General features: G+C 65.9%; 13 protein-coding genes. 8 read left to right on the top strand and 5 right to left on the bottom strand.

Annotated elements, in window-relative coordinates; genetic code table 11:
- Positions 1-30: 30 nt before the first annotated feature.
- The 7 genes from ACZ50Q_RS02860 to ACZ50Q_RS02830 all read left to right on the top strand — a co-directional run bounded on the left by ACZ50Q_RS02860 (position 31) and on the right by ACZ50Q_RS02830 (position 7371).
- Positions 31-1383, top strand: a complete 1353-nt coding sequence (locus tag ACZ50Q_RS02860) for an FAD-dependent oxidoreductase (RefSeq protein WP_464080477.1) — start codon at positions 31-33, stop codon at positions 1381-1383.
- Between the two features lie 19 nt (positions 1384-1402).
- Positions 1403-2638 (top strand): 3-hydroxybenzoate 6-monooxygenase, encoded by a 1236-nt coding sequence (locus ACZ50Q_RS02855; protein ID WP_464080476.1) that lies wholly within the window; start codon positions 1403-1405, stop codon positions 2636-2638.
- Between the two features lie 97 nt (positions 2639-2735).
- Positions 2736-3911 (top strand): ABC transporter substrate-binding protein, encoded by a 1176-nt coding sequence (locus tag ACZ50Q_RS02850; RefSeq protein ID WP_464080475.1) that lies wholly within the window; start codon positions 2736-2738, stop codon positions 3909-3911.
- Between the two features lie 61 nt (positions 3912-3972).
- Entirely contained in the window at positions 3973-4887 is a 915-nt protein-coding gene (locus ACZ50Q_RS02845) for a branched-chain amino acid ABC transporter permease (protein ID WP_083714200.1), read from the top strand.
- Positions 4888-4967: 80 nt separating this feature from the next.
- A complete protein-coding gene (locus ACZ50Q_RS02840) occupies positions 4968-5930 on the top strand; it encodes a branched-chain amino acid ABC transporter permease (RefSeq protein WP_464081943.1) in 963 nt (320 codons plus the stop codon).
- Positions 5927-6679 (top strand): ABC transporter ATP-binding protein, encoded by a 753-nt coding sequence (locus tag ACZ50Q_RS02835; protein WP_464080474.1) that lies wholly within the window; start codon positions 5927-5929, stop codon positions 6677-6679. Before ACZ50Q_RS02840 ends, ACZ50Q_RS02835 begins: the two co-directional genes overlap by 4 nt.
- Positions 6679-7371 (top strand): ABC transporter ATP-binding protein, encoded by a 693-nt coding sequence (locus ACZ50Q_RS02830; RefSeq protein WP_076517287.1) that lies wholly within the window; start codon positions 6679-6681, stop codon positions 7369-7371. Before ACZ50Q_RS02835 ends, ACZ50Q_RS02830 begins: the two co-directional genes overlap by 1 nt.
- A 22-nt stretch (positions 7372-7393) precedes the next feature.
- On the opposite strand, the gene ACZ50Q_RS02825 is transcribed toward ACZ50Q_RS02830, so the two are convergent.
- Positions 7394-7762 carry a glyoxalase superfamily protein gene (locus tag ACZ50Q_RS02825; protein ID WP_464080473.1) on the bottom strand — a complete coding sequence of 123 codons (369 nt, stop codon included), beginning with the start codon at positions 7760-7762 and terminating at the stop codon, positions 7394-7396.
- 52 nt (positions 7763-7814) lie between these two features.
- On the opposite strand from ACZ50Q_RS02825, the gene ACZ50Q_RS02820 reads away from it, so the two are divergent.
- The gene (locus ACZ50Q_RS02820) at positions 7815-8174 is read left to right on the top strand and encodes a hypothetical protein (RefSeq protein WP_464080472.1); all 360 of its coding nucleotides are present in this window, start codon (positions 7815-7817) and stop codon (positions 8172-8174) included.
- A gap of 518 nt (positions 8175-8692) precedes the next feature.
- Here ACZ50Q_RS02820 and ACZ50Q_RS02815 read toward each other — a convergent pair.
- The 4 genes from ACZ50Q_RS02815 to ACZ50Q_RS02800 all read right to left on the bottom strand — a co-directional run bounded on the left by ACZ50Q_RS02815 (position 8693) and on the right by ACZ50Q_RS02800 (position 13035).
- Positions 8693-9709, bottom strand: coding sequence for a Bug family tripartite tricarboxylate transporter substrate binding protein (locus tag ACZ50Q_RS02815; protein WP_464080471.1), 1017 nt, complete (start codon positions 9707-9709; stop codon positions 8693-8695).
- A 231-nt stretch (positions 9710-9940) separates the two neighbouring features.
- Positions 9941-10681 (bottom strand): amino acid ABC transporter ATP-binding protein, encoded by a 741-nt coding sequence (locus ACZ50Q_RS02810; RefSeq protein ID WP_056320495.1) that lies wholly within the window; start codon positions 10679-10681, stop codon positions 9941-9943.
- 61 nt (positions 10682-10742) lie between these two features.
- Positions 10743-11843 carry an amino acid ABC transporter permease gene (locus ACZ50Q_RS02805; protein ID WP_092581488.1) on the bottom strand — a complete coding sequence of 367 codons (1101 nt, stop codon included), beginning with the start codon at positions 11841-11843 and terminating at the stop codon, positions 10743-10745.
- Position 11844: 1 nt separating this feature from the next.
- Entirely contained in the window at positions 11845-13035 is a 1191-nt protein-coding gene (locus tag ACZ50Q_RS02800; RefSeq protein ID WP_464080470.1) for an amino acid ABC transporter permease, read from the bottom strand.
- Positions 13036-13179: the final 144 nt, after the last annotated feature.

The raw sequence follows: 13179 nt of genomic DNA, 5'->3' as shown, positions 1-13179 counted from the left end.
CGCCGACGGCAACAAAGCAAGGAGAATCAGATGGTCATCAACGAACCCGCCCGCCAGGTGCCGCTTTATGGCGAATACGAGGTCGTCGTCCTGGGCGGCGGCCCGGCCGGCGTGCTGGCGGCCGCCAGCGCGGCGCGCAATGGCGCGCGCGTGCTGCTCGTGGAACGCTACGGCTTCCTGGGCGGCATGGGCACCGCCGCCGGCGTGTCCAACTTCTGCGGACTGCACGCCAACATCCACGGCGACATCCGGCAGGTGGTGCACGGCATGACCGACGACCTGCTCGACCGCATGCGCGCCATGGACGGGCTGAACGACCCGCATCTGATCCTGGGCAAGATCCATGCGCAGGCCTATGACATCTCGGCGTTCAAGTGCGCGGCCGACGGCCTGGTGCAGGACAGCGGCGCGCAGGTGCTGTTTCACGCGCTGGCCACGGGCCTCACGCGCGACGATCAGGGCCGCGTGGACGCGCTCTTTTTGGAAACCAAGTCCGGCCGCTGCGCGGTGCGCGCCAGGATCTTCATCGACTGCTCGGGCGATGCCGACATCGCCCAGTGGGGCGGCCTTCCCTTTGAGAAGGGCGACGCGCACGGCCACCTGCTCTATCCCACCCTGATGTTCAAGGTGGGCAATGTGGACGGCGTGCGCGCGCAAGAGGCCTGGAAGACCATCCCCGTGCTGATGGACGAAGCGGCGGCCAGCGGCGAGTTCACGTTTCCGCGCAAGGGCGCCATCGTGCGCCCCCAAAAGCACGACTACGAATGGCGGGTCAACGTCACGCAGCTTGCCAACGCCGACGGTAGCGCGGCGGACGGCACCGACGCCGACTCGCTGTCGGCGGGCGAACTCGAAGGCCGCCGCCAGATCATGAATTACCTGGCGTTCCTGCGCGCCAAGGTGCCGGGATTCGAGCAGGCCTATGTGCTGGACATCGCCCCGCAGCTGGGTATCCGCGAGACCCGCCGCATCGTGGGCGAGGCCGTGCTCACCCAGGAAGACGTGCTGGGCTGCGCGGATTTTCCGGACAGCATCGGCGTCAACGGCTGGCCGCTGGAAATGCACATGGCGGGCGACGTCAAGTGGCTCTGGCCGCCCATACCCGAATCGCGCGGCTACAACCAGCTTCCGTTTCGCATGATGGTGCCCCGGCGCGGCCCGGGCGTGGCGGACAACGTGCTGGTGGCTGGCCGCTGCGCCTCGATGACGCACGAGGGCCAGTCCGCCGCGCGCGTCAGCGGAAGCTGCTTCGTCATGGGCGAGGCCGCCGGCACCGCGTCCGCCATGGCGCTGCGCGCGGGCATCGCGCCGGGCGACGTCTCCATTGCGGCGCTGCAGGCGCAATTGACGCAACAAGGCGCCTTCCTGGGCGGCCAGGACTGAACCACAGCGAGGACCCGACATGACGACTATCCTGGCAGCAAAACCGAAAGTGCCGACCCAGACCCAGACCGTGATCGTCGTGGGCGGCGGCATCGGCGGCCTGGCCGCCGCGCTGGCGCTCACGCGGCAAGGCATTGCCGTGCAACTCCTGGAACAGGCCGCGCAGATCGGCGAAATCGGCGCGGGCATCCAGCTCGGCCCCAATGCCTTCGCCGCGCTCGACGCGCTGGGCGTGGGCACGGCGGCCCGCGGCCGCGCCGTCTTCACCGACCACATCATCATGATGGACGCCGTGGATGCCAGGGAGGTGGTGCGCATCGACACCGGCGAAGCCTTTCGTGCGCGCTTCGGCGGCCCCTACGCCGTCATTCACCGCGCCGACATCCACCTGTCCATTCTGGAAGCGGTGCAGAAAGATCCGCTGATCCAGTTCCGCACCTCCACGCAGATCGCCAGCATGTCGCAGGACGCCAATGGGGTAGAAGTCGTGGACACGCAGGGCAACCGCTACCGCGCCGATGCCGTGGTGGGGGCAGACGGCGTCAAGTCCGTGATCCGCGAAGCCATGGTGGGCGATCCCGCGCGCGTGACGGGCCACGTGGTCTACCGCGCCGTGGTCGACCAGGAAAACATGCCGCAGGAACTGCGCATCAACGCCCCCGTGCTGTGGGCGGGTCCGCACTGCCACCTGGTGCACTATCCGCTGCGCGGCGGCCAGCAATACAACCTGGTCGTCACCTTCCACAGCCGGGAGCAGGAGGAATGGGGCGTGCGCGAAGGCAGCAAGGAAGAGGTGCTGTCCTACTTCCAGGGCATCCACCCGACGCCGCACCAGATGCTGGACCGTCCGACCTCATGGAAACGCTGGGCCACCGCCGACCGCGAACCGGTGGAGCGGTGGGGCGAAGGCCGCGTCACGATACTTGGCGATGCCGCCCACCCCATGACGCAATACATGGCCCAGGGCGCGTGCATGGCGCTGGAAGACGCCGTGACGCTGGGCGAGGCAATCCGGCAATGCGAGCACGACTTGCCCGCGGCCTTCCGGTTGTACGAATCGGTCCGCATCCCCCGCAGCGCGCGCGTGGTGTGGTCCACGCGCGAGATGGGCAGGCTCTATCACGCGCGCGGCGTGGAGCGCACGGTGCGCAACATGCTGTGGACCGGACGCAGCCAGTCCCAGTTCTACGACGCATTGCAGTGGCTGTACGGCTGGAAAGTGGAGAACTGCCTCGCGCAAGGCATGCCGCAGTGATGCAGTGACGCAGTGATGCAGTGATCGACGTTGCAGGGAACAGGCCGCGTGGCGAAGACCATGCGGTACACGAGCATAAGCAAAAGAGGAGACAACCATGCACCAAAGCACCCTCCGCGGCGCCGCCGCCGTCCTGCTGTCATTGGCCTCGTACGCGGCCAGCGCGCAGCAGAAACCCGTGGACATCGGCTTCATCGGAACCCTGTCCACGCCCGCCGGCTACATCGGCGAAGACGAGCGCGACGCCTTCATGCTGGCCGTCAAGGAAGGCGGCGGCAAGCTGGGCGGCGTGCCGGTCAATGTGCGCGTCGAGGACGACGCGCTCAAGCCCGCCAACGCCAAGCAGATCGCCGACAAGATGGTGCAGGGCGGCGTGCGCCTGTTCACCGGCATCAATTTCTCGAACGTCATGGCCGCCGTCGGCCCCACCGTGCTGAACGCGGGCGCCTTCTACGTCAGCCTGAACGCCGGCCCCTCCAACTATGCCGGCAAGGCCTGCAATCCCAACTACTTCTCGGTGGCGTTCCAGAACGACTCGTACGCCGACACCGCGGGCATGGCGGCCAACGAGCTGGGCGCCAAGCGCGTCGTCATCATGGCCCCGAACTACCAGGCGGGCCGCGACGCCGTCGCCGGCTTCAAGCGCACGTACAAGGGCGAGATCGCCGACGAGATCTACACCAAGCTCGAACAGGCCGACTTCTCGGTGGAGCTGGCGCGCATCCGTTCGCTCAATCCCGACGCCATCTTCCAGTTCCATCCGGGCGGCGCGGGCATCAACCTGACCAAGCAGTTCGCCAACTCGGGACTGGCGGACAAGATCAAGATGATCACGCCGATCTATTCGATGGACGACCGCATGCTGGCCGCCACGGGCACGGCCGGCAAGGGCTTTTACCTGAGCTCGCTCTGGAGCGCCGACCTGGACAACGCGCAAAGCAAGCACTTCGTCGACGCCTTCACCAAGGCCTACAACCGCGCGCCCACGGCCTATGCGGCGCAGGCCTACGACACCGCGAACCTGATCGGCTCCGCGCTCAAAGCAGTGGACGGCGACATCGCGGGCAAGCCGGACGACTTTCGCAACGCGCTGCGCCGCGCGGACTTCCCCAGCGTGCGCGGCAAATTCAAGTTCGGCCCCAACCAGCATCCCGTCCAGGACTGGTATCTGCTGCACATCGAAGCGGGCCCCGACGGCAAACTGGTCTACAAGAACCTGAAGGTGCTTGCGCGCGACCATACCGACGTGCACGCCGTGGACTGCAAGATGTGAGCACACGATCGGCGGCCGTGCGGGGCCGCCATCACCCAGACTCTCCCAAGAAGGAGTCGCAATGCTGATGTTCCTGGAGCAGGTGCTCAATGGCCTGCAATACAGCGCCCTGCTGTTCCTGTTGTCGGCGGGATTGACGCTGGTGTTCGGCATCATGAACGTCATCAACCTGACGCACGGGTCGTTCTACATGGTGGGCGCGTTCTGCGCCGCCAGCGCGGCCGCGTCCACCGGGTCCTTCGCCGCCGCCTTGCTGGCGGCGCTGGCCGGCGCGGCGCTCTACGGGCTGGTGATCGAACTGCTGGTCATCCGCCACCTGTACCGGCGCGACCACCTGGACCAGGTGCTGGCCACGCTGGGGCTGACGCTCTTCACCAATGAACTGGTGACCGTGCTGTTCGGCCGCAGTCCGCCCTTCATGGACATCCCGCCGTTCCTGTCGGGGTCCGTGGCGCTGCTGCCCGGCCTGAACTACCCGGTCATGCGGCTCGCCTTCATCGGCGCGGGCGCGCTGGTCGCGCTGGGCCTCTGGCTGCTGATCTCGCGCACCCGTGTGGGCATGCTGGTGCGCGCCGGCGCCGACGACGGCGAGATGGTCGATGCGCTGGGCGTCAACATCCAGCGCCTCTTCACCCTGATCTTCACGCTGGGCGCCCTGCTCTGCGGTTTTGCGGGCGTGATGGCCGCGCCCCTGCTGGCGGTGGAGATCGGCATGGGCGAACGCATCCTCATCACCACCTTCGTGGTCATCGTGGTGGGCGGCGTGGGCTCGGTGCGCGGTGCGCTGGCGGGCTCGCTGATGATCGGCATGACCGATGCGCTGGGGCGCGCCTACATCCCTTTCTGGATGTCGCGCCTGCTTCCCCCTGAACTGTCGGACTCGGCCAGCTCCAGCCTCGTGTCCGCCAGCATCTACATCCTGATGGCCATTGTGCTGCTGTTCAAGCCGCGCGGGCTGGTGCCGGCCCAGCGCTAGGAACGATATCCATGACCAGACAAATTCCATCGTCTCCGATGCCTGACACCTACGTCCCCGCCCTCGCCAGCCACCGGCGCATCACCCGAAGCGCCCTCGTCAACGCCATCGGCCTGCTGCTGTTCGTCCTGGTGCCGGCCATCGCGTCGGCCACCGGCGAGAGCTTCCTCGTCAACCTCATGACGCGCTTTCTCATCTACGCCATCGCCGCCGTGAGCCTGGACCTGATCCTGGGCTACGGCGCCATGGTCAGTTTCGGCCACGCCGCATTCTTCGGCCTGGGCGGCTACGTGATCGGCATCGTCGGCTTCCACGTCGGACAGGGCGACACCCTGTTCGGCTGGAGCGGCAGCAACGCCGCGCTCGTGATGTGGCCGCTGGCCGTCGCCGTCGCGGCGCTGGCTGGACTGGCGGTGGGCTTTCTGTCGCTGCGCACCTCTGGCGTGCAATTCATCATGATCACGCTGGCCTTCGGGCAGATGCTCTATTTCATCCTGGTCGGCCTGATGGTCTATGGCGGCGACGACGGCCTGGCCATCGACGCGCGCAACACCCTGCCGGGGTTGAACCTGAACGATCCGGCCACCTTCTACTACGTCTGCCTGGCGCTGATGACGCTCTGGATCGTGGTCTGCCGGCGCATCGTGAACTCGCCGTTCGGCATGGCGCTGCAGAGCATCAAGCAGAACCCGCGCCGCAGCGTCGGGCTGGGCCTCGCGCCGCTGGGCTATCGCCTCACCGCCTTCGTCCTGTCGGCCGCGGGCACAGGACTGGCGGGCGCGCTGTGGGCCAACTACGCGCTCTTCGTCAGTCCCGACATGTCGGCCTGGCAAAAGTCGGGCGAACTCATGGCCATGGTGATCCTGGGCGGCATGGGCACGATCTTCGGCCCGGTGCTGGGCGTGGCCGTGTACCTGGGCTTGGAACAGGTCGCCACCGGCTGGACCGAACACTGGATGCTGATCCTGGGTCCGGTGCTGGTGCTGGTGGTGCTGTTCGGCAAGCGCGGCGTGTACGGCTGGCTGGCAGGAGGCAAACCATGACGTCGCATCCCAAGCTGGAAATTCGCGACCTGCGGAAATCGTTCGGCGCGGTGCACGCCACGCAAGGCGTCAACCTCGAAGTCAGGCCCGGCGAACTGCACGCCCTCATCGGTCCCAACGGCGCGGGCAAAACCACCCTGCTGTCCCAGATCAGCGGCGAAATCCTGCCCGACGCCGGCAGCATCTGGCTGGACGGCGGCGACATCACGCGCATGCCCGCCCACAAGCGGCCCGGCGCCGGGCTGGCGCGGTCTTTCCAGATCAGCCAGCTCTATCCCGACTTCACCGCCGAAGACAACGTCGCCATGGCCGTGCAGGCGCACAGCCCCGGCGGCTTCAACCTGTGGAAGAACGCCAGGCGCCTGGCGCGCCTGCGGGAGCCGGCGCGCCAGGCGCTGGATCGCGTCGGCCTGGCCGGCCGCGCCGACGTGCGCGTATCGGCCCTGGCGCATGGCGAAAAGCGCCAGCTCGAATTGGCCATGGCGCTATCGCTCGACGCCTCGGTGCTTCTGCTGGACGAACCCATGGCCGGCATGGGCGCCGAGGAATCGCAACGCATGACCGCCCTGCTGCAAACGCTCAAGGGCCGCTACGCCATCCTGCTCGTCGAACACGACATGGACGCCGTCTTCGCCCTGGCCGACCGCGTCACCGTGCTGGTCTACGGCAAAACCATTTTCACCGGCACGCCCGACGAGGTGCGCCGCCATCCCGATGTGCGCGCCGCCTACCTGGGCGAGGAGGACTGATGCTGCAAGTCAACCAACTGCAGGGCGGCTATGGCGCCAGCAAAGTGCTCTTCGGGGTGGACCTGGACATCGCGCCGCGCCAGGTCGTCTCATTGATCGGCCGCAATGGCATGGGCAAGACCACCACGGTCAAGACCCTCATGGGCATGCTGCCCGCGCAGGGCGGCAGCATCCTGCTGGACGGCAAGCCGATTGCCGGCATGGCCCCGCACCGCATCGCGCAACTGGGCATCGGCCTCGTGCCCGAAGGACGCCGCGTCTTCGGCTCCCTGACGGTCGAAGAAAACCTCGTCGCCACCGCCCGCAACACGCAAGCCGGCTGGCACGTCGGCCGGGTCTTCGACCTGTTCCCCCGCCTGAAGGAGCGCCGCACCCAATCGGCGCGCACCCTTTCGGGCGGCGAACAGCAGATGCTCGCCGTCGGCCGCGCCCTGCTCATCAACCCGCGCCTGCTCATCCTGGACGAAGCCACCGAAGGCCTCGCGCCCCTGATCCGCCAGGAAATCTGGAACTGCCTGCGCCGCCTGAAGGAAGAAGGCCAGACCATCCTCGTGATCGACAAGAACCTCAAGGAAATGGCCACCCTGGTCGATCGCCACCACGTCCTGGAAAAAGGCCGCGTCGTCTGGCAAGGCAGCCCCGCGGAACTGGCCGCGCAGCCGGAACTGGCGCACCGCTATCTGGGGGTGTAGAGGATGCGGCCGGATCCTGGTCCTAGCCCTGGTCCTGCGATTCGCAGAAACTCAAGCGATTCCCGAACGGATCGATCACCGCCATCACGCGCCCCCACGGCATCTCCTCCACGCAGGGCCGCATGTAGGCATACCCCTTCGCGCTGACCTCCGCGTGATACGCATCCACGCCCTGCATCCGCACGAAAACCGCCGAGCCCGGCGTCGCATCGCCGTGGTGCTCGGACAAATGCAGCACAAGGTCGTCGCGATGCACCTGCGCATAGAGCGGAAACCCGGCCTCGAAGCGATGCTCCCAGTCCCAGGTGAAGCCCAGAAAATCCAGATAGAAATCGCGCGCCTTCTCCACCGAGAAAATGCGCAGGATCGGTATGGCGGCTTGCAGGTGCATGGCGGTGCCTTGGTAGTATGCGGAAAATCCAGCATAGACCACTCGCCCATCCATGCCCATCGCCACGCCCGACTCCTGGAAACACCTGCCCGCCCCCGCCCAACGCGAACCGCTGCACTTCCAGGCGCGCTACACCGCCGCCGAATACGCCCGCCTGCAACAAGGCGTCATCCCGCGGGAAATGGAGGACAAATGGTTCATCTACCTGCATGACGGCTGGCTGCGCCTGCACCGGAGCTGGACGGGCAACTGGATCTACGCGCTGCGGCTGGAACAGGACGGCGACGACTGGACGGTCACGGATTCCTGGGTGAACCGCGATCCCGAGCAATACCGGATCACCGACGGCGACTACGACAGGAAATCGCTGCAAGCCATGCTGCAGTGGCTGATCAAGGGACCGCCAGTGTGAATGCCCGCGCGACGGCCGCTGAGGTGCAAGTCAATGCGATGTCTGGCCCCCCCCCGGAAAATCGCGCAGCGTCATCCCCCCGCCGCAAGACACTGCGTAAGCCCCACCAAGCCGCCCGCGCGGCCGCAGTGGGGCGGGCCCCGCAAGACGCTCCAAACCCAAGCAACTGCGGCCAAGAACCTAAAGAAACCCAACTCGCCCCAGCGACCGCCAAGCTCAAGCCACAGAGCCCGGCGTGGCGGCGGCCTGGGGTGCGCGGGGCGTGTAGATGCGCCCGAGGGAATCGGAAGGCAGGCGCCGAAGGGCGCCAACGACGATGACGAAGGGGCAGTCCGGAGCGAAGGCTCCGGACCGCAATCGTAGCCCCGCGCGCCCCAGGCCGCCGACGCGCCGGGCGTCAGAAGAACGCACCGCAACCGCCCGAAGAAACCAAAACGCCCGCCAGAAACAACTCCGACAGGCGTTCAAAAACCACATAGCAACAGGCATCCACCAAAGACGCCCATCGCCAAAAAGCATCAATTCAAGCTAGCACCCGAGATCTTCACAATCTCCTGATACTTCGCCTTCTCGGCCTTCACGAATTCGGCAAACGCCTCCGGCGTCATCGGACCCGCCTCGGACCCCATGGTCAGCAGACGCTGCTTCACATCCGGCTGCGCCATCGCCTCGGCATACGCCTTGTTCAGCTTGGCCACCACCGGCGCCGGCGTGCCGCCCGTCGTGAACACCCCGAACCACGTCCCCAGGTCAAAGCCCTTCACGCCCGATTCCTCGACGGTAGGCACATCCGCCAGCAGCGACGAACGCTTGGCCGTCGTCACGGCCAGCGCCTTCACCTTGCCGTCCTTGATCAACGGCGCCGACGCCGCCAGATTGTCGAACATGAAATCCGACTGGCCCGACAGCAGCGCCAACTGCGCCGGCGCCGCGCCCTGGTAGGGAATGTGCTCGACCTTGATATCGGCCCGCGCCTTGAGCAGCTCGCCCGACAGATGACCCGCGCTGCCATTGCCGCCCGAGCCGTAATTCAGCTTGCCCGGATTCTTCTTCGCATAGTCGATCAGGTCCGCCAGCTTCTCGATCTTGTTCTTCTGGGCAAACTCAAGGTTGATGACCAGCACATTCGGCACCGACGCCACGATCGTCACCGGCGCGAAATCCTTCACCGGGTCGTAAGGCAGATTCGCGAACAGCCAGGGATTGATCGCATGCGTCGCGACGGCGCCCATCACCAGCGTATAGCCGTCCGGCTGCGCCTTCGCCACCAGGTCGGCGCCGATGTTGCCGCCCGCGCCCGAACGGTTCTCCACGATCACCGGCTGGCCCAACGACCCGCGCACCTTCTCGGCCAGCATGCGGGCCATCGTGTCCAGCGGACCGCCGGGCGGGTAGGGAACGACGAAGCGGATCGGCTTGGTCGGGAAATCCGTGGCCTGGGCCAGCGCGGGCGCGCCAAACGGCAGGGTCGCGGCCAGCGCCACGGCGCCTTGCAACAGGGCGCGGCGCGCGGCGCTGCGGGGGGTATTCGTCATGATTCGGTCTCCTCACTCTGGATCATTGGCGGTCAGTAGCATACCCCACGCACGTGAATGCCGTAACAAAGGGATACCGGGAAGATCGGCCGGACTTCCAAGGATTGGCCGCACCGGCGCACGCCCGGTCAGGCCGCCGCACCGACGCCAAACCGCCCCAATGAAACAGACCCCCGGTAGTTGGACTGACGTCCACCCACGGGGGTCCGTTCACAAAAGCGGCTTGGCGGATCAGTGCAAAATCTGGCTCAAGAAAAGCTTCGTCCGTTCGTTCTGCGGATTGTCGAAGAACTCGTCCGGCGTGTTCTGTTCGATGATCTCGCCGCGGTCCATGAAGATCACGCGGTTCGCGACCTTGCGCGCAAAGCCCATTTCGTGCGTCACGCAGATCATCGTCATGCCGCTTTCCTGGGCCAGGCTGACCATCACGTCCAGCACTTCCTTCACCATTTCCGGATCCAGCGCCGACGTCGGCTCATCGAACAGCATGATCTTGGGATTCATGCACAGCGACCGCGCGATCGCCACGCGCTGCTGCTGCCCGCCCGACAGCTGGCCGGGAAACTTCTTGGCCTGCTCCGGAATCCGCACGCGCTCCAGATACTTCATCGCCGTCGCCTCGGCTTCCGCGCGCGGCTTCTTCAGCACCCACATCGGGCCCAGCGTCAGGTTCTCCAGCACCGTCAGGTGCGGGAACAGATTGAAATGCTGGAACACCATGCCCACGTCCTTGCGGATCGTCTCGATGTGCTTCAGGTCATTGGTGAGCTCCGTGCCGTCCACAATGATGTGGCCCTTCTGGTGTTCTTCCAGCCGGTTGATGCAGCGGATCATCGTGGACTTGCCCGAACCCGAAGGTCCGCACACCACGATGCGCTCGCCTGGCGCGACGTCCAGGTTGATGTTGCGCAACACGTGGAACTGGCCGTACCACTTGTTCACGTCCTGCAAACGAATAATGGCATCCGACATGCCTGTACTCCCGTAAGTATCGCTGGGCGCGCCCGCCTGGCGGCGGACGCGCGGCATATTGCTAGCGTGCGTGACCCGTGGCCAGGCGTTTTTCCAGCGCCTGGCTGTATTTGGACATGGAGAAGCAGAAGACGAAGTAGATCAGCGAAATGAACAGATACGCCTCCACCCCGAATCCGCGCCATGCCGCATCGGACAAGGCTGCCTTGGCCGCCAGCGTCAGGTCGAAGATGCCGATGATCACCACCAGCGACGTGTCCTTGAACAGCGCGATGAAGATGCTGACCAGCGGCGGAATCACGATCTTGAGCGCCTGCGGCAGAATGATCTTGCGCATCTGCTGCCAGTAATTCAGGCCCAGCGAATCCGCGCCCTCATACTGCCCCTTGGGAATCGCCTGCAGGCCGCCGCGCACCGTTTCCGCGATATAGGCCGCGGCGAACATGATGATCGCGATCTGCGCGCGCAAGAGCTTGTCGATCGAAAAGCCTTCCGGCAGGAAGAGCGGCAGCATCACCGACGACATGAACAGCAGGCTGATCAGCGGCACGCCGCGGATCAGCTCGATGTACACGACGCACAGCGCCTTGATGGCGGGCATCTTCGAGCGCCGGCCCAGGGCCAGCAGCACGCCGATCGGGAACGCGAAGGCGATGCCGAACGTGGACAGGATCAGCGTGAGCGGCAGGCCGCCCCAGCGCGCGTTTTCCACGTAGGTCAGGCCGAACACGCCGCCCCACATCAGGACCGCCACGGCCGTCAGCCCCACGGTCCAGATGACGGCGAGCTTCCAGTTCCAGAAGCGGCGAATGCCGCTGCAGACGATCACCGCCACCAGGATGAGGGTGGCGATCAACGGCCGCCATTGCTCGTCATACGGATAGGTGCCGAACAGGATCAGCCGGTGCTTTTCGATGATGAAGGCCCAGCAGGCGCCGCCCGAGGCGCGGCACTCCTGGGCGTTGGTCGCGCTGAAGTTGGCCTTGATGAAGGCCCACTCCACCAGCGCCGGCACCGACATCAAAAGGAACCATGCCAGCAGCACCGTGATGAGGATGTTCAGCGGCGACGAAAACAGCCGCGTCTTGAGCCAGGCCCATGGCCCGGTCTGGTTGCTCGGCGGCGGCAGGGCCTCGCTGGGGGTATGCGTAGTGCTGCTCATATCAACGCTCCACCAGCGCGATGCGCTTGTTGTACCAGTTCATGAAGATCGAGATCGACAGGCTGACCGTGAGGTACGCGCCCATGATGATGAGAATCCCCTCGATGGCCTGGCCCGTCTGGTTCAGCGTCGTGTTCACCACCGACACGATGTCGGGATAACCGATGGCGACGGCCAGCGAGCTGTTCTTGGTCAGGTTCAGGTACTGGCTGGTCATCGGGGGAATGATCACGCGCAGCGCCTGCGGCAGGATCACCAGGCGCAGCACCTTGGCGCGCGGCAGGCCCAGCGAGCCCGCGGCTTCCCACTGGCCGCTGCTGACCGCCTGGATGCCCGAGCGCACGACTTCAGCGATGAACGCCGACGTGTAGATCACCAGGCCCGCCAGCAACGCGGCGAATTCCGGCGACAGCGTCAGGCCACCCGCGAAGTTGAAGCCCTTCAATTCCGGCATGTCCAGCTTCAGCGACGCGCCGCTCACCAGCCAGCCGATGACGGGAAAGGCGATCAGCAGGGCGATGGCCGCGCGGCCCAGCGGGAAAACCTGGCCGGTGGCTTCCTGGCGCTTCTTGCCCCAGTGGCCCAGCAGGATGATCGCCACGATGGCCAGCCCCAGGCCGGCCAGCATCCAGTCCAGCGAATTGCCTTCCAGCGCCGGCACTTTCAGGCCGCGGTTGGAGATGAAGACGCCCGGCAGCGGATTGTGCGCCTGGCGCGGACCCGGCATGTTCTCGGTGATGATCGCGTACCAGAAGAACAGCTGCAGCAGCAGCGGCACGTTGCGCATCACCTCGACGTAGACCGAGGTGATCTTGGACACCAGCCAGTTCTTGGACAGGCGGCCGATGCCGATGAGCGTGCCGAGGATGGTCGCCAGCACAATGCCGAGGACGGCCACGCGCAACGTGTTGAGCAGGCCGACCACGATGGCGCGGCCATAGGTGTCCGAGGGAGAGTAGGCAATGGCGGTTTCGCCGATTGCGAAGCCGGCCTCGCGGTCCAGGAAGCCGAAACCCGTGGCGATGTTGCGCACGGACAGGTTATGAAGCGTATTCGATACCAGGAACCACACGGCCCAGGCTACCGCGGTCAGGGCAATCACCTGGTAGACCACGGAGCGCACGCCGGGATCGTTCCAGTTCAGACGCCGTGGGGGTGCCGAAATCGGGGCGTTTTTGTTGGGAGTCGTCATGATGAATCTACAGAAGTCGGACACCGGGTGGCATGCTGCAATCGCCGCGCCACCCACTTCTGCCGCCCGCCCGAAGGCGGGTTAGGGCCTGTCAGGAAATACACGTCCTGTGCAGACAGGCCCTAGGCATGACGGAGAGCCGTG

The sequence above is a fragment of the Achromobacter sp. T5-5 genome (assembly GCF_055397965.1).
The sequence above is the reverse complement of the archived record's forward strand: the minus strand, read 5'-3'. Positions and strand labels throughout refer to the sequence as shown.